Raw genomic sequence first — 24,412 nt, forward strand, 5'->3', positions numbered from 1 at the left:
AGCCGGGGCCTCCCGACCGCCGGGCGGCCCCGGCTGCCGGCGATTACCGGTCGAGGACGGCCACCGCCGCGCGCAGGTCGCGCCGGAGCCGCTCGTCCTCCCAGGCGGTGTCCACGTAGACCCCGCCGGTGACCACCCGGGCGTCCCGCTCGGCGAAGTCCCGCAGCGCCGGCAGCACACTCCGGGCTTCCATCTCCACCAGCAGCGGGAGCACGTCGCGCGTCCGCCCCTCCTCGATGAGGCGGACCAGGAGCGGCGCAAGGTCGTCCGGGGACACGCCGATCCGCCAGAGCGCCCGTACCGGCGCCACCGGGCCCACCCGCTCGCCGAGCAGCTTCCACAGGGCCGGTTCGTACTGCGGCTCGGGGAACCGGGCCACCAGGTCGGCGGCGGCGGACGCGGCCCACCAGCCGGTGCCGAGCACCGCCTGGACGGTGGGCGGCACCGCGTCACGGTCGCCGGTCAACCCGCCCACCACCCGGGCGGCCAGCAGCTGCGCGTACCGCTCCGCCTCCGTCTCCAGCGCAATCCCGGTCAGGTACGACCGCAGCCTCGGCAGCAGCGCGCCGAGCGCCGGGACCGCGTCGAAAGCCTGCCGGAGCCGCCAGTCGTCGCCGTTCGGTCCCGCGTCGAGCTGCCGGGCGACAGCGGTCACCACCGGCTCGACCTCACCCGTGACCCGCCACAGCGTCACCCCGGCACGGACGTCGCCCCGGGCGGCCGCCATCCGCAGCTCCGGCACCGCCGGCTCGGGCGCCGCCCCGATCGCGGCGAGCGCGGCCGCCACCCGCGCCGGGGCGACCGGCAGGGCGGCCACCAGCTCCGGTACGGCGGCGGAGGCGGCCGGCCCCCACCGTTCGAGCAGGGTGGCCAGCCCGGTGACCAACGTCGGGTGGTTTGCGCCGGCCAGGTGACGCCGGGCCGCGGCGAGCACGGCTTCGTCAAAGGGTGGCTGGTCAACCGGCAGTCGCACCTCGTGCCCGCCGGCCCAGACCGCGCAGATCACGTCGACCCAGCGCGGGTCGGCCAGCATGGCGAGGGTCTCCACCGCCCGCTGCTGCGGTGTAAAGCCGGTGGCTTCCACCACCGCCGGCCAACCGGCGGCGACGCGTGCCAGCTCGTCGGCGTGGGCAGCCGCGGCCGGACCGGCGGTGCGCAGCGCTCGGACCGCCTCGGCCCGGACGCTCTCGTCCGGGTCGTGCAGCGCCTGCCCGAGCAGGGGCAGCAGCAGGGCCGGGGCGGAACGCAGCTGCCGGCACCGGTCACCGATCGCGTACGCCGCGGCCATGCAGGCCTGCGGCGCGGCGGTCAGCAGGCGGCCGAGCAGTTCCCGCACGAACCGCTCGTCGGCCTCGCTCACCAATTCGTCCAGCGCCCCACCCTGGCGCTGCCAGGCGTAGTCCAACTCCACCGCCTGGTCGAACGCGGCGGCCAGCGCCTCCGCCGCACCCGCCGGCCAGGGCAGCCCGGCCCGCTTGATCGCAACGGCGGCGGCGACGCGTACCGGATGTTCCTCCTCGTGCAGCGCGGCGGCCAACAGACCAGCGGCCCCGCCCGTGTCCCGCAGCCCGAGCGCCAGCGCGAGCGCGGCCCGGACGGTGGGATCGTCCTCGGTGGCCCACCGGTCCCGCAGCAGGGTCACCGGGAGCCGGTCGCCGCACTGCGCCACCGTGTACGCCGCGGCCGCCCGGATCTCTGGATCGGGATCGTCGAGCAGCGGCGGGAAGCGGTCCGCCTGCGCGCGTACCGCCTCGCAGACCTCCTCCGCCTCCTCGCCCCACGCGTGGTGCGGGTCGGCCAGCATCCCGACAGTGGCGAGGAACCAGCCCCGCCGGTGCTGCGCGGTCGACGCCAACTCGACGAGGAACGGGACGGCCGGCACCGTCGCGGGGTAGACGTCGCCCTGGTGGAAGATGCTGCCGATGATCTCGTCAAAGGCCTCGCCGACCTCGTCGTCGTCGTCGGAGGCGAGCGCCCGCAGCAGGTCAGGGATATCCTCCGCCGTCCCGTAGGCGTGGGTGAGCTGCGTCCAGTCGATCTCGTCCAGCCGGTTCAACACCCGGCGCACTCTACGCCGCAGCTCGGCGCAGGCGTACCCGTCGCCGTCCAGGTCGTACCGGTACGGCTCACGCGATCTGACGAAGGTCGTCACCGTAGTCGAAGATGATCCGCAGCCTGGCCCCGAGAGCGTTCGCGTACCGGCTCAAGGTGGCCACCTCGTTCACGTCGAGGTCGCCGTTCTCGATCTGGCTCACCCGACCCGGCGTGACACCCATGAGGTCGGCGACCTGCCGCTGGGTGAGCCCCAGCCGCTTGCGCTCCTCGGCGAGGTGGAAGGCACTCACCCACGCCTCGGTGCGAGTCCGCTCCTCCTCGTACGCCGCGTCGTCACCGCCGAGCTCGGCGCGCACCTCATCCCAGTCGTAGAACTCCGTCACGACTCCCCCCTTCGCTCGCGCTCAGTGTCGAGCCAAGCCTTGTACGCAACCTCCGCCACCGGGATGTTCCGCTGATACCACCCGGCCCAGTCCCGCGCCTTGTTGCCTGCGACGAGGAGCACGGCCTGCGACCAGGGGTCAAAGACAAACAGCACGCGGATCGCGACCTCCCGGCCGGACCGAGGCCGAAGCTCCTTCAGGTTACGAATGCTGCTCCCGCGCAGTGTGTCCACGAGTGGCCGCCCCAGTCCCGGCCCAACCTCCGCCAACTTGTCCACGGCGACCCGCACGCTCTCGTACGAGGCGGGGTCGGATCGCCGCAGCTCGCGTAGCCACTGGCGAACCTCACCGGTGACCCGGACCGACCAACGTCCCCCGCCAGCACCCATGCCTCAACTATAGCTCGAACTAAACCCTCAGCGGGCGTCGAGGAGGGGTTGGCGGGGGTTCCAGGGGGGGCCGCCGGCGGCGTCGCGGCGGCGGCGGGCGATCGCCGACAACGCCTCCAGGACCACGCGGTTGCCCAGGTAGGCGGTGATGTCGGCGTGGTCGTACGGCGGGGCGACCTCGACCACGTCCACCCCGACGATCGGCAGCTCGTAGCAGCAGCGGCGGACGGCGTCGAGGAGCTGCCGCGAGGTCAGCCCGCCGGGTTCCGGGGTGCCGGTGCCGGGGGCCATGCCGGGGTCGACCACGTCCACGTCGACGGAGAGGAAGACCCCCTCGCACTCGTCGGTCGCGATCCCGAACGCCTCCGTGAGGCACTCGTCCAGCCCTCGGGCCACCACCTCGGTCATCTCGTACGAGCGCATCCGCTGGTCGGCCATCCAGGACAGGGTCTCCGGGCCGGGCCAGTAGCCGCGCAGGCCGATCTGCAGGAAGCGGTCGCCGCGGACCGCGCCGGACTCGATGAGCCGGCGCATCGGCTGGCCGTGCCCGTGCAGCGAGCCGAACTCGATGTCCCCGGTGTCGGCGTGCGCGTCGAAGTGCACCAGCGACACCCGGCCGAACCCGTGCTGCCGAGCCACCCCGGTGGCGTCGGGCAGGGCGATCGAATGGTCCCCGCCCAGCACGATCGGGATGGCGCCGGCGCGGGCGACCGCGTGGACCGCTGTCTCCAGCGACGACAGCGACCGCTCGATGTCGCCGGAGAACATCTCCACGTCACCGGCATCGTAGACGCGCAGGTCCTGCAACCCGTCCACCCGCAGCGCGAGGGATGGGCGGGAGCCGTCGTGCGGCAGGTAGCAGGCCTGGCGGATGGCGGACGGGCCGAACCGGGTGCCGGGCCGGTGCGAGGTGCCGCCGTCGAAGGGCGCCCCGACGATCACCACGTCCGCGTCGGCGTAGGTGACCGGCTCCTCCAGGGTGCACGGTGGCACCCCGAGGAAGGTGATGTCGGGTCCGAACATGGGACCGTAGCGGGTCACCGCTCCTCCATCCCCCACGGCGAGCCGTAGCTGGTCAGCAGGTCGAGGAAGGGTACCGGGGGCAGCGCCTCGGGGCCGAGCACGCCGGTGCCGGACCAGGCGCCGGTGGCGAGCAGTTCCAGCGCGACGACGGGGTTGATCGCGGTCTGCCAGACCACCGCCTGGTGGCCGTACTCCTTCATCGACCACTCGTTGTCGACCACGTGGTAGAGGTAGACCTTCCGGTGCCGGCCGTCCGGGCCGGTGCCGGTCACGTACGTGCCGGCGCAGGTCTTGCCGCGCATCCGGTCGCCGAGCGTGGCCGGGTCGGGCAGGCAGGCGGCCACGACATCGCGGGGAGAAACCGAGGCGCCGCCCACCCGAACCGGCTTCGTCGAGTCGAGGCCGAGCTTGTGCAGGGTCTTCAGCACCTCGATGAACTCGTCACCGAGGCCGTACTTGAAGGTGACCCGCTTCGCCTTCACCCAGCGCGGGATCAGCAGCACCTCCTCGTGCTCCACGTTGACGCACTCGACCGGGCCGATCCCCTCGGGGAACTCGAAGACCTCCGGCTCCGAGAACGGCGGGGTGGTGTACCAGCCCCGGTCGGCCGCCCAGATCACCGGCGGGTTCAGGCACTCCTCGATGGTGGTCCAGATGGAGAACGAGGGCGCGAAGTCGTAGCCGTCGACGGTGAGGTTCGCCCCGTCGCGTACCCCGATCTCGTCGATCTCGGCGAAGAGCTCGTCGGCGGCGTAGCGGGCGAACACGTCGGAGAGGCCGGGCTCGATGCCGATGCCGCAGAGCGCCAGCCGGCCGGCGTCGGACCACTGCTCGGCCACGGCGAACTGCTCGTCGCCGAGCTTCACGCCGGTCTCCGCGTGGGGCGCGGTCGGGTGCGGCCGGGACAGCGACATCGCCATGTCCAGGTAGTCGGCCCCGGCGGCGAACGCGCCCTCGAAGATCGGCATGACGAAGCGCGGGTCGACCGCGTTGAGCACATGGGTGATCCGGTGTTCCCTACAGAGCGCGGCGACCGCCTCGGCGGAGGAGGCGTCGACCCGGGCGGCGACGAACCGGTCGCCGTGGCCGGCCACCGCCAGCGACGCGCGGTCGAGATCGTAGTCGGCGACCACCATGGTCTCGAAGAAGGAACGGCGGGCGGCGATGGATACGGCGGCGGAGCCGACGCCACCGGCGCCGACGAGGAGGATACGCATCAGGAGTCGAACCCCAGTCCAAGATGATCGAGAGTACGGAGCCAGAGGTTGCGGCGCCCCTCCCGCGCGTCGGCGCGGGCGAGCGACCAGCGGGTGAGGTTGATGCCGGCGGCCCGGAAGGGCTCCGGCGGGAACGGCAGCGGCTTGCTCCGGACCAGGTCGAGCCGGGTCAGCGGAGTCTCCTCGTCGCCGAGCAGGTCGAGCATCACCCGGGCGCCGAACCGGGTGGCTCCGACGCCGAGCCCGGTGAACCCGCCCGCGTACGCGAGCCGCCCCTCGTAGGCGGTGCCGAAGAACGCGCAGAACCGGGTGCAGGTGTCGATCACCCCGCCCCAGCGGTGGCTGAACGCCAGCCCTTCCAGTTGCGGGAAGGTGGTGAAGAAGTGTTCGGCCAGGGCGGTGAAGGTGGCCTCTCGCTGCTCCAGCTCCGGGGCGATCCGGTTGCCGTAGTGGTAGATCGCGTCGTAGCCGCCGAAGAGGATCCGACCGTCGGCGGTGATCCGGTAGTAGTGGAACTGGTTGCCGACGTCGGCCAGCCCCTGCCGGTTCACCCAGCCGACCGCCTCGCGTTGCGCCGCCGACAGCGGCTCGGTCATCAGCGCGTAGTCGTAGACCGGCACCAGCCAGGCGCGCAGCCGGCGCAGCAGCGGCGGGAACGCGTTGGTGGCGAGCACGACCTGCCGGGCCCGGACGGCACCGGGTGCCCCGTCCGGGCCGCCGGCCGTGGCCGCGCGCAGCGCGCCGCCGTCGTGGCGCAGGCCGGTGACCCGGGTCTGCTCGTGCAGGCGTACGCCCAGGTCGAGGGCGGCACGGCGGAGCCCCCAGGCGAGCTTCGCCGGGTCCAGCATGGCCACCCGGTCCCGGTCCCACATCCCGCCCAGATACGTCGGGGAAGCCACCTCGGCGCGTACCTCGTCGCGGTCGAGCAGTCGGACGTCGTGGCCGTACCGGCGGGCCAACTCGGCGTCCTCGGCGAGCCCGGCGAGCTGGTACGGCTCGACGGCCACCGCCAGCTCGCCGGTGCGCTCGAAGTCGCAGTCGATGCCGTGCTTGTCGAGGGTGACCGCGATGGCGTCCAGGTTCTCCCGGCCGAGCCGTTCCAGCTCGGCGATCTCGCCCGGGAACCGGTCGACGCCGTTGGCCAGGCCGTGGGTGAGCGAGGCGGCGCAGAACCCGCCGTTGCGCCCGGACGCCGCCCAGCCGCAGGTGCCCGCCTCGACCAGGAGCACGTCGCGGTCCGGGTCGGCCTCCTTGGCGAGCAGCGCGGTCCAGAGGCCGGCGTACCCGCCGCCGACCACCAGCAGGTCGGCGTCGTGCGGGCCGGTCAGCGGCGGCAGCGGGTCGGGGCGTTCCGGTCGGTCCAGCCAGTACGGCACGGGCGCGGCGTCAGCCAGCGCCCGGCCGGTATGCGGGAGGTTCATGACGCGCTCGTCGGCGCCCCGACGGCCGCGGCGGGCGCCACCAGCGCCGCCCGGCGCGCCCGCCGGCCGCGCAGCGTGCTGGCGCCAACCAGCACCAGCGCGATCACGAACATCGCCGTGCCGATGACGTTGACCTGCGGCGGGATGCCCCGCTGGGCGGCGCCCCAGACGTACATCGGGAAGGTGACGGTGGTGCCGGCGTTGAAGTTCGTGATGATGAAGTCGTCGAAGCTGAGCGAGAAGGCCAGCAGCGCGGCGGCCACGATGCCGGGCAGCACCAGGGGCAGGGTGATCCGCCGGAAGGTCTGCCACTCGCTGGCGTACAGGTCCATGGCGGCCTCCTCCAGCCGCCGGTCCATGCCGGCGAGCCGGGCCTTCACGGTGACCACCACGAACGACACGCAGAACATCACGTGCGCGATCACGATGGTCCAGAAGCCCTGCGGCACCCCGGCGGAGACGAAGAGGGCGAGCAGCGAGGTGCCCATCACCAGCTCGGGGGTGGCCATCGGCAGGAAGATCAGGCCGTTGATCCCGGACCGGCCGCGGAAGCCGTGCCGGACCAGGGCGAACGCCATCAGCGTGCCGAGGATGGTGGAGACCACGGTGGCGATCAGGCCGATCTCCATGCTCCGCACCACCGCGTCGCACATGTCCGCGGTGGCGCACGGCTGGGTCCAGTTGTCCAGCGTGAACTCGTTGAAGTCGTACGACAGCCGGCTGGACGGCCGGTTGAAGGAGAGCCCGGCGACCACCAGGATGGGCAGGGAGAGGTAGCCGAGGACGAGCAGGGCCACGCCCATCACCCACCGATCGGCGATCCAGCGCCGCATCACAACACCTCCTCCGTGCCGGCCTTGCGCAGGTAGACGAAGACGATCGCGAGGATCGCCGCCATCAGCAGGAACGACAGGGCGGCGCCCTGCGGGTAGTCCAACCGGACCAGGAACGCCGAGTCGATGACGTTGCCGATCATGTATTCGTTCGGGGTGCCGAGCAGCTCGGCGTTGATGTAGTCACCGGTGGCCGGGATGAAGAAGAGCAGCGTGCCGGCGATCAGGCCGGGCATGGACAGCGGCAGGGTGACCTTCCGGAAGGCCCGCAGCGGGCTGGCGTACAGGTCGCTCGCCGCCTCCAGCAGCCGGTAGTCGAGCCGCTCCAGGCTCGCGTACAGCGGCAGCACCAGGAACGGGAGGAAGTTGTACGTCAGGCCGAGCACCACCGCGAACGGGGTGGCCAGCAGCCGGCCGTCCGGCCCGAGCAGGTGCACGTCGCGCAGCAGCCCGACCAGCCAGCCGTTGTCCGACAGGATGGTCTTCCAGGCCAGCGTGCGCACCAGGAAGCTGGTGAACTGCGGCGCGACCACGGCGACCAGCAGCAGGTTCTTCCACCGGCCGGCCTTCTGCGCGATCGCGTACGCCAGCGGGTAGCCCATCAGCAGGGCCAGCACCAGCGCGATCGCCGAGTAGGCGAACGACCGGACGAAGTGCGGCCAGTACGCCTGCAACGCGTCCGGGTAGTTGCCGAACGCCCAGGTCATCGCGTACCCGGTGGAGAGGGATCCGGCCGGGTCGTAGAGGCTGGCGGCGGCGAGCTGGAGCAGTGGCAGGGCGAAGAAGACCAGCAGCCAGGCCGCGCCCGGCAGCAGCAACAGGTACGGCAGCAGCTTGAACCGCCCCCGCCGGGGTGCCGGCGGCGTGGCCGGCTCCCCCGTCGAGGTCGGTACGTGGGCCAGCGCGGTCATGACGCCACGCCCACCGGCGGCTCGTCCAGCAGTGGGGCGGTCTGGTCGTCCTCACCGGAGCCGCGGGGCAGCACGAAGGCGTGCCGGGGGTCCCAGTGCGCGGTCACCGGGGCGGCGAGGGAGAGCCGGCCGCCGACCCCGCTGTTCGCGGCGAACACCGACAGCTCGCTGCCCCATGCCGTCCGCACCAGGTACTGGGTGCTCACCCCGACGTACGAGGCGTCGGTGACGATGCCGCCGACGTGCTGGTGCCCGCCCGGCACGTCGGCGGGGTCGTCGACCAGGTGCAGCTTTTCGGGGCGTACCCCGAGGAAGACCGGCCCGCGGTCCACCCGGGCCCGGGCCGCGGGCACCGAGAAGCGCGAGCCGTGGGCGGTGACCAGCACGTCGTCCCCGCTGCGCCCGGCCGCCTCGCCGGCGAGCAGGTTGGACTGGCCGAGGAAGTTCGCCACGAACGCGGTGGCCGGGAACTCGTACAGGTCGGCCGGGGCGCCGAGCTGCTCGATCCGGCCGGCGTTCATCACCGCGACCGTGTCGGCCATGGTCATGGCCTCCTCCTGGTCGTGGGTGACGTGCACGAAGGTGATGCCGACCTCGGTCTGGATCCGCTTCAGCTCGATCTGCATCTGGCGGCGCAGCTTCAGGTCGAGCGCGCCGAGCGGCTCGTCCAGCAGCAGCACCTGCGGGTGGTTGATCAGCGCGCGGGCCAGCGCGACCCGCTGCTGCTGCCCGCCGGAGAGCTGGGCGGGCTTGCGCCGGCCGTAGCCTTCGAGCTGCACCAGCGCCAGCATCCGCTCGACCTGGTCGGTCACCTTGCGGATGCCGCGCCGCCGGAGCCCGAAGGCCACGTTCTCGTGGATGTCGAGGTGCGGGAAGAGCGCGTAGCTCTGGAACACGGTGTTCACGGGCCGCTTGTACGGCCGCAGCCCGGCGATGTCCCGGTCACCGAGCAGCACCTGCCCGCTGGTCGGCTCCTCCAGCCCGGCGATCATCCGCAGCGTGGTGGTCTTGCCGCAGCCGGACGCCCCGAGCAGGGCGAAGAACGAGCCCTGCGGGATGGTCAGGCTGAGGTCGTCCACCGCGGTGAAGACGCCGAACCGCTTGGTCAGGTTGGCCAGCCGCAGATCGCCGGCCGGTGTCTCGTGTCCCATCGTTCTCACGCCCCGATGACCTGCTGGAACTTGGTCTCGTACTCCTTCTCCTGCTTCTCGTCCAGGGCCATGAACACCTTGGACTTCGACAGCGTCGCGTCATCGGGGAAGATCAGCGGATTCTTGGCCAGGTCCGGGTCGATCTTCTCCATCTCGGCCCGCGCGCCCTGCACCGGGCAGATGTAGTTGACGTAGGCGGCGAGCTTCGCGGCGACCGCCGGGTCGTAGTAGTAGTTGATCAGCTCTTCGGCGTTCGCCTTGTGGCTGGCCTTGTTCGGCACCAGCATGTTGTCGGACCAGAGCATCACGCCGGACTCCGGCTGCACGAACTTGATGTTCTCGTTCTCGAAGCCGAGCTGGATGACGTCGCCGGACCAGGCGACGCAGGCGGCGATGTCCCCCTTGTTGAGGTCCGGGGAGTAGTCGTTGCCGGTGAACTTGCGGATCTGGCCCGAGTCGACGGCCCGCTTCAGCTTGGCCAGCGCGTCGTCGAACTGCGCGGCGGTGAAGTTCGCCGGGTCGTGGCCGTTGGACTGCAGCAGCAGGCCCATGGTGTCGCGCATCTCCGACAGCGCGGTCACCTTGCCCTTCAGGTCGGGGCGGGTGAGCAGCTCGTCGACGGTGCGGATCTCCTTGGTCACCTTGGCGTTGTAGGCGAGCCCGGCGAGGCCGGACTGCCACGGAACGGCCAGCTGGCCGTCCTTGTCGAAGGAGCGGCCGCGCAGCGAGGGCAGCAGATTGGCCTCGACGTTGGGCAGCTTCGCCTTGTCCAGCTTCTGGACCCAGCCGAGCCGGATCATCCGGGCCGCCATCCAGTCGGTGAGGACCATGATGTCCCGACCAGTGGCCTGACAGCCGGCGAGCTGGTTCTGCACCTTGCCGAAGAACTCGTTGTTGTCGTTGACGTCCTCGGTGTAGGTCACCTGGATGCCGGACTTGGCGATGAACGCGTCCAGCGTCGGCCGCTTGGACTCATCCTTCTCGTCCACGTCCATGTACTGCGGCCAGTTCGAGAACGCGATCTTCTTCTCCGTCGCGGAGAGGTCATCACTCTTGCAGCCGGCCTCGGTCTGCTGGGCACCCTTGGTGCCGCAGCCGGCCAACGTGCCCGCGGTGGCGAGCAGAGCGGCCGAGCCGAGGGTGCCAGTGAGCAGACCGCGCCGGGTGAGGCTCCGGAGGGGACTACGCATGACGACTCCTAAGGGGGGTCATCGTCGGCGGCGGGACGGGGGTGGCGCGCCGGCGGGAGGGTCAATGGCGATGGACGACTGATCCTGACATGAGGTGACCTTCCTTACAAGGGATTCCGTTGTGGGAATAGCCTGAGACCACGAAATACGCCAGACTGCGCCGAAGCACTACGCTCAGCGGCAACGATTCGGACATGGGGAGCGACGATGGTCAACCGGCAGCTGGAGAGCGGCAACGGCGCACGCCGGATCACGGTGCGTGAGGGGGCCAGCCACGCTCTGCTCGACGACGTGGCCAAGCAGATCATCGAACAGCTCCAGGAGGACGGTCGGCGCCCGTACGCGACCATCGGCAAGGCGGTCGGCCTCTCCGAGGCGGCGGTCCGGCAGCGGGTGCAGCGCCTGCTCGACGCCGGGGTGATGCAGATCGTCGCGGTGACCGATCCGCTCCAGCTCGGCTTCCCCCGCCAGGCCATGATCGGCCTGCGGACCGACGGCGACCTGGAGACCGTGGCCGACCGGCTCGCCGAGTTCGAGGAGATCGACTACGTGGTGATCACCGCCGGCTCGTTCGACCTGCTGGCCGAGGTGGTCTGCCGCAACGACGAGCACCTGCTGGAGATCCTCCAGAAGCTGCGCGGGGTGTCGGGCGTGGTCTCCACCGAGGCGTTCGTCTACCTCAAGCTGCGCAAGCAGACCTACAGCTGGGGCACCGCCTGATACGGATTCCGTTGCGGTGACAAACCCTGCTTGCTGAATCCGTTGCCGTTTGCCCCCGACGCTTGCCTTATCGGCATTGCCTGTGGGATAACCGTGGGCAGAGCGGCCGGTGTCACCCCTGACCGGCCCGAGACCCGATGGGGCTGACATGGCCAACGCCACCGACCACCTCTGGATGCACTTCACCCGGATGGCCAGCTACTCCGCCGGCGAGGTACCGACGATCGTCCGCGGCGAGGGCGCGTACGTCTGGGACTCGCAGGGCCGCCGCTACCTGGACGGACTCGCCGGGCTCTTCGTCGTCAACGCCGGCCACGGCCGGACCGAACTCGCCGAGGCGGCCGCCAAGCAGGCCGCCGAACTGGCCTTCTTCCCACTGTGGTCGTACGCCCACCCGACCGCCGTCGAGCTGGCCGAGAAGGTCGCCGCGCTGGCCCCCGGCGACCTGAACCGGGTCTTCTTCACCACCGGCGGCTCCGAGGCCGTCGAGGCGGCGTGGAAGCTGGCCCGGGCCTACTTCAAGCGCACCGGCCAGCCGAACAAGTACAAGGTGGTCAGCCGGTACATCGCGTACCACGGCACCTCGATGGGGGCACTGTCCATCACCGGGCTGCCCGGCATCAAGAGCGACTTCGAGCCGCTGGTGCCCGGCGGCATCAAGGTGCCGAACACCAACTTCTACCGCGCCCCGGAGCACGGCGACGACGCCGAGGCGTTCGGCCGCTGGGCCGCCGAGGAGATCGGCCGCGCCATCGAGCGGGAAGGGCCGGACACGGTCGCCGCGGTCTTCCTGGAGCCGGTGCAGAACTCCGGTGGCTGCTTCCCGCCGCCGCCCGGCTACTTCCAGCGGGTCCGCGAGATCTGCGACGCGTACGACGTGCTGCTCGTGAGCGACGAGGTGATCTGCTCCTGGGGCCGGCTCGGCGAGTACTTCGGCGCCACCCGGTACGGCTACCAGCCCGACATCATCACCACCGCCAAGGGCATCACCTCCGGCTACGCCCCGCTCGGCGCGATGATCGCCAGCGACCGGTTGATGGAGCCGTTCCTCACCGAGACCGGCATGTTCGCCCACGGGGTGACCTTCGGCGGCCACCCGGTCTCCTGCGCGGTGGCCCTGGCCAACCTGGAGGTCTTCGCCCGCGAGGACCTGGTCGGACACGTCCGCGCCAACGAGGCCGCGTTCCGGTCCACCCTGGAGAAGCTCACCGACCTGCCGATCGTCGGCGACGTCCGGGGCGACGGCTACTTCTACGGCATCGAACTGGTCAAGGACAAGGCGACCCGGGAGACCTTCGACGACGCCGAATCCGAGCGGCTGCTGCGCGGCTACCTCTCCACCGCGCTGTTCCAAGCCGGGCTCTACTGCCGCGCCGACGACCGCGGCGACCCGGTGGTGCAGCTCGCCCCGCCGCTGATCGCCGAGCAGCAGCAGTTCGACGAGATCGAGCAGATCCTGCGCGCCGTGCTGACCGAGGCATGGTCGCGCCTCTGACCGGCGGCTCAGGGCCGGACGGGGCCGGGACCCGCGACGGGTCCCGGCCCCGTCCCGTCGCCGCCGCGGTCGACCCGGCCGCCGTCGGGGCCACCGACCGGACCCGGGTACGCCGCCTGCCCGATCTCGCCGTCCACGACCGGTCGGTCCTGCACGCCGTGCTCGACGCCGGCCGGGTCGCCCACCTGGCCATCGCCGACGGCGACCAGCCGTACGCGCTGCCCGTCGCGTACGCCCGGGACGGGGAGCGGGTGCTGGTGCACGGGTCCACCGGCAGCCGGCTGTTCCGGCACCTCGCCGCCGGCGCCCCGGCCTGCCTCACGGTGACCCTGCTGGACGGCCTCGTGCTGGCCCGCAGCGCCTTCGAGTCCTCGATGAACTACCGCTGCGCGATGGTGCTCGGCCGCCTCGCCGTGCTGGACGGCGCCGAGAAGCTGGCCGCCCTGGCCCGCCTCTCCGAGCACCTGCTCCCCGGGCGCTGGGCGGAGATCCGGCCACCGTCGGCCAAGGAACTGGCCGCCACCCTGGTCCTCGCCCTGCCGCTGGACGAATGCTCGGTGAAGGTCAGCGCCGGCCCGCCCGACGACCCCGAGGACGACCTCGACCGGCCGGTCTGGGCCGGGGTGGTGCCGGTCGTCGAGGCGTACGGAATTCCGCAGCCCGATCCGCGGCTGCGCCACGACCTGCCCCCACCGGAGTGGTGATGCGCTACCAGGAGCTGTCCTACTGGCTGTCCAGCGTGGACGGGCCGTTGACCCCGCGCCCCGGCCTGGCCGGGGACACCGACGCCGATGTGGTGATCGTCGGGGCCGGCTACACCGGGCTGTGGACGGCGTACTATCTCGCGGCGGCGGACCCGGCGTTGCGGATCGTGGTGCTGGAGAAGGAGATCGCCGGGTACGGCGCCTCCGGGCGCAACGGCGGCTGGTGCTCCGCGCTCTTCCCCACCTCGCTGCCCGCGCTGGCCCGCCGGCACGGCCGGGACCGGGCACTCGCCATGCAGCAGGCCATGCAGGAGACGGTCCGCGAGGTCGGCCGGGTGGTCGCCGCCGAGGGCATCGACTGCGACTGGCGGGCCGGCGGAACGGTGGTGCTGGCCCGCACCGAGGCCCAGCTCGGCCGGGCCCGGGCCGCGGTCGCCGAGGCCCGCGAGCACGGACTCGCCGACGCGGACCTGGTGCTGCTCGACGCCGCCGAGGCGACCGCCCGCTGCTCGGCCGACGGGGTACGCGGCGGCACGTACACCCCGCACTGTGCCGCCGTGCACCCGGCGAAGCTGGTCCGCGGCCTGGCCCGGGCGGTGGAACGCCGGGGCGTCCGGATCTTCGAGCGAACCCCGGTGACCGCCCTACGTCCGGGCGCGGCGGTGACCCCCGCCGGGGTGGTCCGCGCGCCGGTGGTGGTCCGGGCGACCGAGGGCTTCACGCCCACCCTGCCCGGCCAACGGCGGGTCGTCGCGCCGGTGTACTCGCTGATGGTGGCCACCGAGCCGCTGCCCGAGTCGACCTGGGCGCAGATCGGGCTGGCCGAGCGGGAGACCTTCTCCGACTACCGGCACGTCATCATCTACGGCCAGCGCACCGCCGACGGCCGGCTCGCCTTCGGCGGGCGGGGCGCCCCCTACCACTTCGGCTCCCGGGTCCGTCCCGGCTACGACCGGGAGCCTCAGGTCTTCGCCGCGCTGCGCCGGGTCCTCGGCGACCTCTTCCCGGTCCTCGGGCCGGAGGTGCCGGTGAGCCACACCTGGGGCGGCCCGCTCGGCGTCGCCCGGGACTGGGCCGCCTCGGTGGGGCTTGACCGAGGCACCGGCCTGGCCTGGGCCGGCGGGTACGTCGGCGACGGCGTGGGCACCAGCAACCTGGCCGGCCGCACCCTCGCCGACCTGATCCGGGGCGAGGCGAGCGAGCTGACCTCGCTCCCCTGGGTCAACCACCGCTCGCCGAGGTGGGAGCCCGAACCCCTGCGCTGGCTCGCCGTCAACGCCGGCCTCAAGGTCATGTTCTCCGCCGACGAGGCCGAGCTACGGACCGGACGCCCCGCCCGCCGCGCCGCCGCCTTCTCCCGCCTCCTCGGCCACTGACGGCAGCCCACCCCGGGGCTGTCGATCAAGAGGTTCGCGTCAGGAGTCGCGCTCCGGATGACGCGAACGTCTTGATCGACGCGGACGTCGGGCGCCGACCCGGTGGGTCAGTGGGTGGGGGGGATGACGCGGAGGTGGCCGCGGCGGCCGGTCTGCTGCGGGCCCTGCCCGACGGCCTGGTCGTCCTCGGGCGGCCGGGGCGGGGCGGGGCGGGCGGCCTCGCGGACGGCCTCGGCCAGGGCGACCAGGTCGTCGGTGGTGGGCGGCGGCGGCTCGAACTCGCCCTCGTGCCGGACCACGTCCCAGCCGCGCGGCGCGGTGAGGTTGCGGGCGTGCGGCTCGCAGAGGTCGTACGTGTGCGGCTCGGCGAAGGCCGCCAACGGGCCCACCACGGCGGTGGACTCGTTGTAGACATAGGTCAATGTGGCGACCGCTTGCCGGGGGCAGCCGTTACGGGAGCAGCGCCGTGGTGACCTCACGGCGGCAGGGTATCCCCATTACCGGGTCCGGCGCACCGCTTCGCGTTGCGACACGCCCGTCATGGTGATCACAATTCGTCCGATCGGCGCACCGGCGCGCCGCACCGACGGCGCGACGGCGGGCGGGCAGGCGGCGCGGGCTACCCTTTGCGTCATGACGAGCCCGGAAAACCGCCGCCCCGGCTCCGGCCGGCGCACCCACCGCGACCGCCACGGCCGCGGCCTGCGAGGGCGGCTTGTGCCGGCCACCGTACCGCTGGCCCGGACCAAGGCCGAGGTCTTCGACGACCTGGTGTTGGACACGGTCGAGACGCTGGAACGCCGCTTCGCCAAGGAGTTGGCCGGGGTCGAGTTCGCCGTCGAGGACGTCCCGCCGGACCTGAACGTCTACGACTCGGACGTGCTGGAGGACGGCGAGGTGCCGCTCGCCCGGCTGCTGCCCGGACGCCCGGGCCGGCAGGAGGTGCCGCCGCGGATCGTGCTCTACCGGCGACCGCTGGAGTTCCGCGCGATGGACCGCGAGGACCTCGCGGATCTCGTGCACGACGTGATCATCGAGCAGGTGGCGAACCTGCTCGGGGTCGACCCCGACGAGCTGGCCTGAGGCGCCCAACCGCGTCCCGATGACCGGCCGGCCCCCACCGGCCGAGTCGTCGGGCCCGAGCCCGGGCGGCCCCCACCGCCCCGGCCCGTACGCGTCAGGCCGCGACCCGCCGCTTCAGCTTGCGCCGCTCCCGTTCCGAGAGCCCGCCCCAGATCCCGAACCGCTCGTCGTGACCCAGGGCGTATTCCAGGCATTCCGTCTTTACCTCGCACCGCGAGCAGATGCGCTTCGCCTCACGGGTCGAGCCGCCCTTCTCGGGAAAGAACGCCTCCGGGTCGGTCTGCGAGCAGAGCGCCCGCTCCTGCCACTCCGGCGCGTTTCCGAGCAGGTCGGCCACCTCGAGCTGGCCGTCCATCCATTGCCTCCTTGTCGCGCACCGGCGTCATCGCCGCTGCAACCCCCCACGCGAAAGGCGTGCTTGTCCGTCCGCACCCAATTTGTTGTGTTCCGAACGAACAACCCCATTCAAATTACACGCGTGTAATGCGTGCGCCGTCAAGCCAAACTTGATAATGGAGTCGCCCTCCCGACACGTTCCGGACGACCATCCGGCCGCCCGAGCCTCGCAACCTGCCCTATCGATTCAGACCCCGGACGAGTAACGCCCTCCCCGGCGAGTTGCCCGAGATTTTCGCCGTGGCGTACCCGGTGCGGACACCGTCGGAGGCCCCCGCGGGAGGCTCCGGCGGGCCGTACCCGGGCGGCCGTCGCGACGCCGTCCAAGATCAGCATTGTGGTGGGGCAAAGGTTAACCCGGCTTCCGCAGAACCGCCCGTCGAGCCCGGAAACGCCGAGCGCGCCCCGTCCACGTGATGCACGGGGCGCGACCGTGGGCCGGGCGGGTGCGGTCAGCTCGCCCCCGGCGGTGAGCTGGTCGGCCAGACAAACTCGGCGACGGCGCCACCGGCGACGGAGATCGCCCCGGCCGGGGTGCCCTCGTCCCACCAGACGGTATAGAGACCCGACTCCAGATCCGGGTAGACGGCACTGTGGAACACCCCGTCGCGGACGTGGCGCTCCCGTACCGCCGAATGGGTGCGCCGCCCCTCCCGGTCGGCCCGGCTGATCTCGATCTCCCGCCCGTGCAGCTCCCGTCCGGTGTAGATGATCAGCGCGCCGGAGTCACCACCCAGGTCGAGCACGACGCTGCCGCTCTCCGACGGCCCGAGAGTGTGCTGATGCCGGTGCACGGCCCGCTCCTCAGGACTTCTTCGCCGGCGGGTTGTTGAACCCGTCGTACGGGGTGCCGAGGAACGGGAAGTCGCCGAGGAACGGCGCGGTCACGTCGGCGGCGCTCAGGCCCGGGGTGACCGCGGCCGCCGCCGCGTCCGGCTTGAACGTCTTGTCCACCAGCGGCACGGTGAGCCCGGCGATCGCCCGCAGTGCGATGGTGACCACGTCGTCACCGACCCGCCGGCCGTTCGGGAAGCCGGCCAGATCACCGCCGAGCACGCCGAACCGGTTCGGCTTGCGGGTGGGCGGGATGGCGGTGTTCAGCCGCAGCAGGTCCGCCTGGACGTCCCCGGTGGTGTTGGCGAAGCCGTCGATCAGGCCGGCCGGGATGCCGGTGAGCAGGATCGCCGCCAGGTCGGCCCGGGGTTTCCGGGACTTGTTCAGCGCGTCCAGGTTGGGAAAGACACCCGGGTAGAGCGCGGGCAGCAGGGCGGCGAGCTCGGGGTGCTCGACGAACTGGGCGAACCGCTTGTCCTCCGAGGGCGGCAGGGTGTTCCACAGGTCCTTCCTGGACATCGGTACGATGACCTCGTTGAACAGCGGATTACCCAGCCGGGACACCTGGGTGAAGGGGCCGGCCGCGGTGTCCGCGGCCACCCGGTCGCCGAGCACCCGGACCTGCTGGCGGGACGCCGTGGTCCACACGCCGATCGTCGCCGCGCGGTCGGCGTAGCCGTACCGGCTGGCCTTGCGGCGCACCAGGGAAAGCGGCACCTGCACCGCGATGCTGTGCACGTTCGTCCGGTCCAGCGCGTTGACCGGCTGGCCCTCGGTCTTGAAGAGCTTCTTGCCCGCGACGTGGAGCTGCTGGAACGGGCGGAGCGTACCGAGGTCGAAGATGGCGCCCAGGTCGACGAAGAAGCCGTCCGCCCGCTGCCCGGCGAAGACCTTCTCCCCCGTCGACAGGCGGTAGGTGGCCTGGCGGACGAGGTCGTGGTACTTGGGCGTGGAGAGCGGACCCACGTTGCAGGGCGGGCAGGCCAGCTTGTGCGCCAGCAGGTGCGCCCGGCCGTCCGCCACCCGGGTCAACCGGTAGAACTGCCGCCGGTTCCAGTTCTTGCTGTCCAGCGACTCGATGGGTCCGGTGTTGTAGAGAAAACTGTTCGGATTCGTGATCTCGGTGGTGAATTCGAAACGATAGGTGACATCCGGATAACCGTCACCATCGTTGTCGATGTGAATCTCGTACCGGACGTCGTCGCCGAACTCGAAGAAGTTCGGGCCGCCGGAGGGGAGCTGCACCGGCACGTAGTTGGCGATCAGCGTGACCGTGTCGGGCCGGCTCGGGCTCACGAACGCGTACAGGTCGGAGCTGTCGGCGACCGGATCCTTGGCTATCTCCGGGGCTTCGCGGTGAGAGGACATGGCGGACCACACCTTCGTCGAAATGAAGTCGAGGGGAAGACCGGCGCCGAGAGCCCGCGCCGGGAGGGGCCGCGCCGCCGACGGCGACGCGGACGGTCAGCGCCGACCGGCGGCGCGCACCAGCCGGTCCGCCAGGCCGCGGTCGCGTACCTGGATCCGCTTCGTGCCGACGAAGACGTCCATCGCGCCGGAGGCCGCGTCGCGGAGGTGCACCACGATCGGCTCGTCACGGCGGCCCGCGGTAGGCGTGTTCTGTGCGGCGGACAGGCCCGGCACGGTGAGGGCGGCGGCGCCCAGGGTGGCGCTCGCGGCGGCGGTCAACGTCTGCCGGCGGGTCAGTCGCGGCCAGGGCCGCTTCCGCTGATCACTGGTCATGGGCAACCTTTCCGGGCCGGCGCCGCAGCGCCCGCGGTGGGCGGGAGACCCGGCAGGTCCGCCGTGGCGGACGCCGCCGGGTCCCCCGGTGAGGGGTCACCGGCGGCGGCCCTCGCCGCAACCGCCGCCGGCGTCCACTGGTACGGGCGGCGGCGGGGAAAGGTTCGACGCTACGCGCCGGCGTGACCGTACGCGGTCGTCCGCTTGCGGGCCGGTCGACCCGCCGCCGCCGCGATCGCCCGGAGCTGCTCCTCGGTGCGGGCCGAGCCGTTGCCCGAGCCGGCCATCCGGGAGATGGTCTCCTCCATCAGCGTGCCGCCCAGGTCGTTGCAGCCGCCCTGAAGCATCGCCACCGTCCCCTCGTCGCCGAGCTTCACCCAGGAGCACTGGATGTTGGCGATCCGGCCGTGCAGCAGCAGCCGGGCCATCGCGTGCACCGCCCGGTTCTCCCGCCAGGTCGGCCCCGGGCGGGCGATGCCGGCGAGGTAGATCGGCGCGTTGGTGTGCACGAACGGCAGCGCCACGAACTCGGTGAAGCCCCCGGTCCGATCCTGCACGCCGGCCAGCACCCGGAAATGGGCGAGCCACTGTCCGGGGTGGTCGACGTGGCCGTACATCATCGTGGAGCTGGACCGGATGCCCAGCTCGTGAGCCGTGCTGACCACCTCGACCCAGGCGGCGGCCGGCAGCTTGCCCTTGGTGAGCACCCAGCGCACCTCGTCGTCGAGGATCTCCGCGGCGGTGCCCGGGATGGTGTCCAGGCCGGCGTCGCGGAGCTGGCCCAGCCACTCCTTCACCGGCACGCCCGCCTTCGCCGCGGCCGTGACGATCTCCATCGGGGAGAACGCGTGCACGTGCATGCCCGGCACCCGGGCCTTGATCGCGCGGACGATGTCGGCGTAGCCGGTGACCGGCATCTTCGGATCGATCCCGCCCTGGAGGCAGACCTCGCTGGCACCGGCCGCCCAGGCCTCCTCGGCCCGGTCGGCGACCTGCTCCACCGAGAGCCGGTACGCGTCCGCGTCGCTCTCCCGCTGGGCGAAGGCGCAGAACCGGCAGCCGACGTAGCAGACGTTGCTGAAGTTGATGTTGCGGTTGACCACGTAGGTCACGTCGTCGCCGACCGCGTCCCGGCGCACGTCGTCGGCGATCCGGCACAGCGCGTCCAGCGCCGGCCCGTCGGCGCCGAAGAGCGCCAGCGCCGCCTCCTCGTGCCTCGGCTCCAGCAGCGCGGCCGGGTCGTCGGCGGCCAGCCGCAGGCCGGCCCGCAGGTCGGGGTCGCTCGACCCGGTCGCCGGGACGGCCACCTTGCCCGCCACCGCCGACCAGTCGCCGTAGACGCTGTCGAAGTCGCCGCGCCGGTCCCCGCTCCGTCCGGTGGTGTCGATCGTGGCGTGCAGGTCGATCCGCCCGCCGAACACCTCCTCCGGCTCCTGCCAGGGCCGCCCCACCGGGCGGGCCGCCTCGACGGCGAGGCCGGTCTCCGGGTCGGCCAGGGCGGTGACGTGCGGCAGCAGGCGCGGATCCAGCCACGGGTCGCCGGCCCGGACGTACTCCGGGTAGATGGTGAGCCGCTCGCGCAGGGTGAAGCCCGCCGCGGCGGTGTGCCGGGCCAGCTCGTCGAGCTGCGGCCAGGGACGCTCCGGGTTGACGTGGTCCGGGGTCACCGGCGACACGCCGCCCCAGTCGTCGATGCCGGCGCGCAGCAGCAGGTCGTACTCCCCCGCGATGAGGTTCGGCGGGGCCTGGATGCGGGCCCGCGGGCCGAGCAGCACCCGGGCCACCGCCACGGTGGCGGCCAGGTCGTGCAGCTCGGCGTCGGGCATGCCGCGCATCGCCGTGTCCGGCTTGGCGCGGAAGTTCTGCACGATCACCTCCTGGAGGTGGCCGTACTCCCGGTGCGCGCGGCGGATCGCGAAGAGCGCGTCGACCCGCTCGGCCGGGGTCTCCCCGATGCCGATCAGGATCCCGGTGGTGAACGGCACCCCGACCCGGCCGGCGTCGTCGAGCACCCGGAGCCGGACGGCGGGTTCCTTGTCCGGCGAGCCGAAGTGCGGGCCACCCGGCTCCGACCAGAGCCGGGTGGCGGTGGTCTCCAGCATCATGCCCATGCTCGGCGCGACCGGCTTGAGCCGTTGCAGCTCCGACCAGGACAGCACGCCCGGGTTGAGGTGGGGCAGCAGGCCCGTCTCCTCCAGCACCGCCACGGCGCAGGCGCGCAGGTAGTCGAGGGTGGAGTCGTAGCCGCGCTCGTCCAGCCACCGCCGGGCCGCCGGCCAGCGCTCCTCGGGGCGGTCGCCGAGGGTGAACAGGGCCTCCTTGCAGCCCTGGGCGGCGCCCTCCCGGGCGATGGCGAGGACCTCGTCCTTCTCCAGGTACGCGCCGGGCAGCCGGTGCGGCACCGTGGCGAAGGTGCAGTAGTGGCAGCGGTCCCGGCAGAGCCGGGTCAGCGGGATGAAGACCTTCTTGGAGAAGGTGACCACGCCCGGCCGGCCGGCCTCGCGCAGCCCGGCGTCGCGTACCTCGCCAGCGACCCGGAGCAGCTCGTCCAGCGCGGGGCCGCGCGCACTCTGCAGCGCGCTCGCCTCGTCGACGTCCAGCGCCCGCCCGGTGGCGGCCCGGCGCAGCGCCCGCCGGACGCTCGCCTCGGTCGGGACGGACCCGATGCGATCAACCATCCGTCCAGCCTAGGCGCTGGACGTCCCGCGCCCGCCCGACCCCGCCCACCCGCCGCGACCCGGCACGCCGTTGGCGCACTTTCACGGAAAGAGTGGCCTCCCGGTGCCGGGAGGCCACTCTTTCCGTGAATCTGTCGCCACGTTGGCGCCGCGGGCGCGGGGGGCGGTCAGCGGGGGTGGTTCGGGTCGTCCCGGTCGAAGCGCTGGGTACGGTCGCTGTCCGGGTCGGACGGCTGAGCCGGGTCGGCCGGCTGGCGCGGGATGGCCTGGGTCGGGTCGGCCGACGGCGGCTGGCCGAACGGCGGCGCCGGGTGCGGGCCGCCGAACGGGGGCCCGGGCTGCGGGGCGCCGAACGGCGGTGCGGACTGCGGGGCGCCGAACGGCGGCCCCGACTGCGGGGCGTGCGGCGGGGCGGGGTTGAACGGCGGCGCCGACTGCGGCGGGCCGTACTGGCCGGGCACCGGGTAGCCACCGGGCTGGCCGGGGTGGCCGCCGGGCACGTAGCCGCCCTGGCCGGGGACCGGGTAGCCGCCCGGCTGCTGCGGCCAGCCCGGCTGCGGCTGCCCGTACAGCCCGGGCTGCGGCTTGGGCTTCGGGACGAAGTAGAGGGTGCGCCAGATCCGGAACACCACGAACGCGGCGATCCCGAAGATCGCCAAGTAGGCCACCTGGGCGAGCATGTCGCGGAAGGCTTCCAGCACGTCTCCGTCGGCGAGCCGGCCGACGAGCGAGATCAGGAAGGTCAGCGCACCGAAGAGGGCGGCGAAGGCGTACTCACCGAGGGCCGCCTGGGTGATCAGTTTCGCCCTGGCCAGCACCGGACGTACGTGGGTGGCCAGCAGGACGGCCAGCAGCGGCAGCACGGCCGACTCGACGCCGATGAAGATGAAGAAGGTGGTCCCCGCCCGGCCGGTGATGGTGCTGTAGTCGTTCGTCGGCACCAGCAGGCGGAGCAGGCCGACGAAGAGCAGCACGGCGTTGGCGCCGAGCAGGACGAGCGCGGCCAGTTCGCGCAGTGGCTTGGTCACCTGGCTGGCCTGCGTGGCGTCGCCGGACGCGGGCTCGGCGGGGCTGGTCACGAACTCCCCCTGGGGACGAAAACGGACAGTTGCCGAAGTGAGCGTAGTCTGCTTCCTACTGGTTGCTCATTGCTGAGCGGTTCGGATGTTTCGCTCTCCGCTCGGTGGTGGCCCGGGCTGGAGTCCTGGACCGGCAGTCTGGTCCGGTGGCGATCGGTCCTATCCTGCAGGATCTGCTTCACCCTGAGGTGCGGGGTGCGCAGGGCGATGTCGGGGTCGCTTGCTCGCTGCAGGACGTTGATCGCGGCGTTCACGTCGGCCTGCCACACCACCCCGCACCAGGTGCAGTGAAACTTGTCCCCGCCGCGTCGGCCGAGCCGGCCGCAGCGGTGACAGGTTTGTGAGGTGTAGGCGGCGTTGACGTGCACGAGCGCAGAACCTCTGCGCTCCGACACACTTGCCAGCGCCTCCGCGGTGACCCCTTTGGTCCACGCGGCCAAGCGCCGGATGATGTTCTTGCCGAGCTTCTGGCGTCCGGCGAACGTCTTGGTGAGGTCTTCGGCGACCACGGTGGCGGCCTTGTCCACGACCCGGTGCACCGCGGTGAAGGTCTCCGTACGCACCCGCGCCCGGTGCCGGGCAGCCTGCCGGTCCCGCTTCGCGGTGCCGAGGTTGTTGGCCTTGATCCGGTGCGCCTTCGCGTGGTCTCCGCGGAGGGCCGCGGTGTTCGCGATCGAGCGCAGCTTCGCCCGACGACGGTTACGCTTCTTCAGCCGGTCCGACTCTGCGGTTAGCAACTCACCCAGGCCGCAGCCGTGGCGGTCGCCGTCTGAATCGGTGAGGGCTTCGGTGTAGCCCTTGTCCACGCCGATCTTCCGGTCGCCGCACGGCCGCTGCGAGGACCGCATCAGCGACGCGTCGATCTGGTAATGCACCTCCACCCGGCCACCGCGCAGGATCAGCCGCAGCGTGCCCCTCGGAGCCACGGTCGACGACAGCGGGATCTTGACCATGTGGCGGCGTTGCAGGCCCGGGACTGCCAGCCACAATCGGCCTTGCCGGTCGACGAGGGTGTTGTAGTTGTCGGCGCGCACCACGATCTGTGTATGCGTGCGACTACGGCCACGCTTCCAGTGTTCGCGCATTAGCCGAGACAGGAACCGGTCGCCAGCCCAATGGTCCGCCTTCAATGCGTTCAGCATCCGCTTACGCTCCACGGGGTCGTTGGTACGCCGGCCGATGGCCCGCCGGACTTCGACCTTGGCCGCCGCCAGATTCGCTGCGATGTCGGCCATCGCGTCGCGGACGGTCTCCTTCCACGCATTCGCCAGCACCCCGAACTGGACGTGCGTGCCGTCAGCCAGCCACCGGTCCCGCACCTGCCGGTCCGTCAGCCCAGACGCGACCCCACTGACCGATCCGTAACGCTGCCACACCTCGCTGCGCACCCGACCCAATCGGCGAGCCTGCTCTCGCAGCGCTGCGTATTTGCCGGGATTCAGGCCGGCAGAGTAAGCGATACGCGTGACCTTCACCGGTGACCAGCTCCGGTCGGGTCCAGCAGATCTAGTTCCTCCTCGAAGGGCCGGAACCAGTCCAACCACCACGAGAAGGCATTCATGACCGCCAGCAGATCCTCCACCCGTTCCAGCCGCGGGTACAACGCCACCCACTCGGCAAAATCACCGATCCGGTAGACGCCACGCACAACAAGCAACGATAGACAGGTGTACTGACAAAATCGACAACGTCACAGCTCCCCGGACACCTGCCGGCCGACGGCCGCGCGTG

The 24,412-nt window shown here is 72.0% G+C and carries 24 protein-coding genes; 5 read left to right on the forward strand and 19 right to left on the reverse strand.

From position 1 onward, the window contains the following. Window positions 1–43: 43 nt before the first annotated feature. The 10 genes from Q2K19_RS06175 to Q2K19_RS06220 are packed head-to-tail and all read right to left on the reverse strand — an operon-like array spanning window position 44 to window position 10,573. Complete coding sequence (locus tag Q2K19_RS06175) at window positions 44–2,152, reverse strand: HEAT repeat domain-containing protein (protein ID WP_302768333.1); 2,109 nt, start codon at window positions 2,150–2,152, stop codon at window positions 44–46. After that, entirely contained in the window at window positions 2,127–2,438 is a 312-nt protein-coding gene (locus Q2K19_RS06180) for a helix-turn-helix domain-containing protein (protein ID WP_302768334.1), read from the reverse strand. The genes Q2K19_RS06175 and Q2K19_RS06180 overlap by 26 nt, the downstream gene beginning before the upstream one ends. Then, window positions 2,435–2,827 (reverse strand): type II toxin-antitoxin system RelE/ParE family toxin, encoded by a 393-nt coding sequence (locus tag Q2K19_RS06185; protein ID WP_302768335.1) that lies wholly within the window; start codon window positions 2,825–2,827, stop codon window positions 2,435–2,437. The genes Q2K19_RS06180 and Q2K19_RS06185 overlap by 4 nt, the downstream gene beginning before the upstream one ends. 27 nt (window positions 2,828–2,854) lie before the next feature. Further along, window positions 2,855–3,868, reverse strand: coding sequence for an agmatinase (speB, locus tag Q2K19_RS06190; protein WP_302768336.1), 1,014 nt, complete (start codon window positions 3,866–3,868; stop codon window positions 2,855–2,857). Continuing rightward, window positions 3,865–5,067 (reverse strand): saccharopine dehydrogenase family protein, encoded by a 1,203-nt coding sequence (locus Q2K19_RS06195; RefSeq protein WP_302768338.1) that lies wholly within the window; start codon window positions 5,065–5,067, stop codon window positions 3,865–3,867. Before Q2K19_RS06195 ends, speB begins: the two co-directional genes overlap by 4 nt. Next, on the reverse strand, window positions 5,067–6,488 hold the full coding sequence (locus Q2K19_RS06200; protein WP_302768339.1) for an NAD(P)/FAD-dependent oxidoreductase: 1,422 nt from the start codon (window positions 6,486–6,488) through the stop codon (window positions 5,067–5,069). The genes Q2K19_RS06195 and Q2K19_RS06200 overlap by 1 nt, the downstream gene beginning before the upstream one ends. Continuing rightward, on the reverse strand, window positions 6,485–7,321 hold the full coding sequence (locus Q2K19_RS06205) for an ABC transporter permease (protein ID WP_302768340.1): 837 nt from the start codon (window positions 7,319–7,321) through the stop codon (window positions 6,485–6,487). Before Q2K19_RS06205 ends, Q2K19_RS06200 begins: the two co-directional genes overlap by 4 nt. After that, entirely contained in the window at window positions 7,321–8,232 is a 912-nt protein-coding gene (locus Q2K19_RS06210; RefSeq protein WP_302768342.1) for an ABC transporter permease, read from the reverse strand. The genes Q2K19_RS06205 and Q2K19_RS06210 overlap by 1 nt, the downstream gene beginning before the upstream one ends. Beyond that, window positions 8,229–9,383, reverse strand: coding sequence for an ABC transporter ATP-binding protein (locus Q2K19_RS06215; RefSeq protein ID WP_302768344.1), 1,155 nt, complete (start codon window positions 9,381–9,383; stop codon window positions 8,229–8,231). Before Q2K19_RS06215 ends, Q2K19_RS06210 begins: the two co-directional genes overlap by 4 nt. A 5-nt stretch (window positions 9,384–9,388) precedes the next feature. After that, entirely contained in the window at window positions 9,389–10,573 is a 1,185-nt protein-coding gene (locus Q2K19_RS06220) for a polyamine ABC transporter substrate-binding protein (protein ID WP_302768345.1), read from the reverse strand. Between the two features lie 207 nt (window positions 10,574–10,780). Here Q2K19_RS06220 and Q2K19_RS06225 point away from each other — a divergent pair, with 207 nt between their 5' ends. The 4 genes from Q2K19_RS06225 (at window position 10,781) to Q2K19_RS06240 (ending at window position 14,868) form a co-directional block, all read left to right on the forward strand. Continuing rightward, a complete protein-coding gene (locus Q2K19_RS06225) occupies window positions 10,781–11,293 on the forward strand; it encodes an Lrp/AsnC family transcriptional regulator (protein WP_302768347.1) in 513 nt (170 codons plus the stop codon). A gap of 148 nt (window positions 11,294–11,441) precedes the next feature. After that, the gene (locus Q2K19_RS06230) at window positions 11,442–12,788 is read left to right on the forward strand and encodes an aspartate aminotransferase family protein (protein ID WP_302768349.1); all 1,347 of its coding nucleotides are present in this window, start codon (window positions 11,442–11,444) and stop codon (window positions 12,786–12,788) included. After that, on the forward strand, window positions 12,773–13,492 hold the full coding sequence (locus tag Q2K19_RS06235) for a pyridoxamine 5'-phosphate oxidase family protein (RefSeq protein WP_302768350.1): 720 nt from the start codon (window positions 12,773–12,775) through the stop codon (window positions 13,490–13,492). The genes Q2K19_RS06230 and Q2K19_RS06235 overlap by 16 nt, the downstream gene beginning before the upstream one ends. Continuing rightward, window positions 13,492–14,868, forward strand: coding sequence for an NAD(P)/FAD-dependent oxidoreductase (locus tag Q2K19_RS06240; RefSeq protein ID WP_302768352.1), 1,377 nt, complete (start codon window positions 13,492–13,494; stop codon window positions 14,866–14,868). Before Q2K19_RS06235 ends, Q2K19_RS06240 begins: the two co-directional genes overlap by 1 nt. Before the next feature lie 107 nt (window positions 14,869–14,975). Here Q2K19_RS06240 and Q2K19_RS06245 read toward each other — a convergent pair whose 3' ends face one another. Then, window positions 14,976–15,347 carry a DUF3499 domain-containing protein gene (locus Q2K19_RS06245; RefSeq protein ID WP_302768354.1) on the reverse strand — a complete coding sequence of 124 codons (372 nt, stop codon included), beginning with the start codon at window positions 15,345–15,347 and terminating at the stop codon, window positions 14,976–14,978. A 154-nt stretch (window positions 15,348–15,501) separates the two neighbouring features. Here Q2K19_RS06245 and Q2K19_RS06250 point away from each other — a divergent pair, with 154 nt between their 5' ends. Further along, on the forward strand, window positions 15,502–15,951 hold the full coding sequence (locus Q2K19_RS06250) for a metallopeptidase family protein (protein WP_091260118.1): 450 nt from the start codon (window positions 15,502–15,504) through the stop codon (window positions 15,949–15,951). Window positions 15,952–16,045: 94 nt separating this feature from the next. Here the strand turns inward: Q2K19_RS06250 and Q2K19_RS06255 are convergent, their stop codons facing one another. The 8 genes from Q2K19_RS06255 to Q2K19_RS06290 form a co-directional block, all read right to left on the reverse strand. Beyond that, complete coding sequence (locus Q2K19_RS06255; protein WP_013284161.1) at window positions 16,046–16,306, reverse strand: WhiB family transcriptional regulator; 261 nt, start codon at window positions 16,304–16,306, stop codon at window positions 16,046–16,048. A gap of 493 nt (window positions 16,307–16,799) precedes the next feature. Next, window positions 16,800–17,141, reverse strand: coding sequence for a phospholipase (locus Q2K19_RS06260; protein WP_302768372.1), 342 nt, complete (start codon window positions 17,139–17,141; stop codon window positions 16,800–16,802). A 10-nt stretch (window positions 17,142–17,151) separates the two neighbouring features. Then, window positions 17,152–18,549: a DUF4331 domain-containing protein gene (locus Q2K19_RS06265; protein WP_302768373.1), complete on the reverse strand. Its 1,398-nt coding sequence runs from the start codon at window positions 18,547–18,549 to the stop codon at window positions 17,152–17,154. A gap of 96 nt (window positions 18,550–18,645) precedes the next feature. Then, window positions 18,646–18,924, reverse strand: a complete 279-nt coding sequence (locus Q2K19_RS06270) for a hypothetical protein (protein ID WP_302768375.1) — start codon at window positions 18,922–18,924, stop codon at window positions 18,646–18,648. Between the two features lie 170 nt (window positions 18,925–19,094). Beyond that, complete coding sequence (locus Q2K19_RS06275) at window positions 19,095–21,602, reverse strand: bifunctional FO biosynthesis protein CofGH (protein ID WP_302768376.1); 2,508 nt, start codon at window positions 21,600–21,602, stop codon at window positions 19,095–19,097. Between the two features lie 167 nt (window positions 21,603–21,769). Beyond that, window positions 21,770–22,681, reverse strand: coding sequence for a hypothetical protein (locus tag Q2K19_RS06280; RefSeq protein ID WP_302768377.1), 912 nt, complete (start codon window positions 22,679–22,681; stop codon window positions 21,770–21,772). Beyond that, on the reverse strand, window positions 22,678–24,156 hold the full coding sequence (locus Q2K19_RS06285; RefSeq protein WP_302768378.1) for a transposase: 1,479 nt from the start codon (window positions 24,154–24,156) through the stop codon (window positions 22,678–22,680). Before Q2K19_RS06285 ends, Q2K19_RS06280 begins: the two co-directional genes overlap by 4 nt. Next, window positions 24,153–24,329: a hypothetical protein gene (locus tag Q2K19_RS06290; protein ID WP_302768379.1), complete on the reverse strand. Its 177-nt coding sequence runs from the start codon at window positions 24,327–24,329 to the stop codon at window positions 24,153–24,155. The genes Q2K19_RS06285 and Q2K19_RS06290 overlap by 4 nt, the downstream gene beginning before the upstream one ends. Between the last annotated feature and the right edge of the window lie 83 nt (window positions 24,330–24,412).

The sequence above is a fragment of the Micromonospora sp. NBRC 110009 genome (assembly GCF_030518795.1).
GTDB lineage: Bacteria > Actinomycetota > Actinomycetes > Mycobacteriales > Micromonosporaceae > Micromonospora.

Excerpts from the sequence above, each read along its gene's own strand:
- Q2K19_RS06185 (WP_302768335.1), bottom strand. The coding sequence starts at position 2,827 with ATGGGTGCTGGCGGGGGACGTTGGTCGGTCCGGGTCACCGGTGAGGTT.
- Q2K19_RS06195 (WP_302768338.1), bottom strand. The coding sequence starts at position 5,067 with ATGCGTATCCTCCTCGTCGGCGCCGGTGGCGTCGGCTCCGCCGCCGTA.
- Q2K19_RS06200 (WP_302768339.1), bottom strand. The coding sequence starts at position 6,488 with ATGAACCTCCCGCATACCGGCCGGGCGCTGGCTGACGCCGCGCCCGTG.
- Q2K19_RS06205 (WP_302768340.1), bottom strand. The coding sequence starts at position 7,321 with ATGCGGCGCTGGATCGCCGATCGGTGGGTGATGGGCGTGGCCCTGCTC.
- Q2K19_RS06210 (WP_302768342.1), bottom strand. The coding sequence starts at position 8,232 with ATGACCGCGCTGGCCCACGTACCGACCTCGACGGGGGAGCCGGCCACG.
- Q2K19_RS06215 (WP_302768344.1), bottom strand. The coding sequence starts at position 9,383 with ATGGGACACGAGACACCGGCCGGCGATCTGCGGCTGGCCAACCTGACC.
- Q2K19_RS06220 (WP_302768345.1), bottom strand. The coding sequence starts at position 10,573 with ATGCGTAGTCCCCTCCGGAGCCTCACCCGGCGCGGTCTGCTCACTGGC.
- Q2K19_RS06225 (WP_302768347.1), top strand. The coding sequence starts at position 10,781 with ATGGTCAACCGGCAGCTGGAGAGCGGCAACGGCGCACGCCGGATCACG.
- Q2K19_RS06230 (WP_302768349.1), top strand. The coding sequence starts at position 11,442 with ATGGCCAACGCCACCGACCACCTCTGGATGCACTTCACCCGGATGGCC.
- Q2K19_RS06235 (WP_302768350.1), top strand. The coding sequence starts at position 12,773 with ATGGTCGCGCCTCTGACCGGCGGCTCAGGGCCGGACGGGGCCGGGACC.
- Q2K19_RS06240 (WP_302768352.1), top strand. The coding sequence starts at position 13,492 with ATGCGCTACCAGGAGCTGTCCTACTGGCTGTCCAGCGTGGACGGGCCG.
- Q2K19_RS06250 (WP_091260118.1), top strand. The coding sequence starts at position 15,502 with ATGACGAGCCCGGAAAACCGCCGCCCCGGCTCCGGCCGGCGCACCCAC.
- Q2K19_RS06255 (WP_013284161.1), bottom strand. The coding sequence starts at position 16,306 with ATGGACGGCCAGCTCGAGGTGGCCGACCTGCTCGGAAACGCGCCGGAG.
- Q2K19_RS06265 (WP_302768373.1), bottom strand. The coding sequence starts at position 18,549 with ATGTCCTCTCACCGCGAAGCCCCGGAGATAGCCAAGGATCCGGTCGCC.
- Q2K19_RS06270 (WP_302768375.1), bottom strand. The coding sequence starts at position 18,924 with ATGACCAGTGATCAGCGGAAGCGGCCCTGGCCGCGACTGACCCGCCGG.
- Q2K19_RS06275 (WP_302768376.1), bottom strand. The coding sequence starts at position 21,602 with ATGGTTGATCGCATCGGGTCCGTCCCGACCGAGGCGAGCGTCCGGCGG.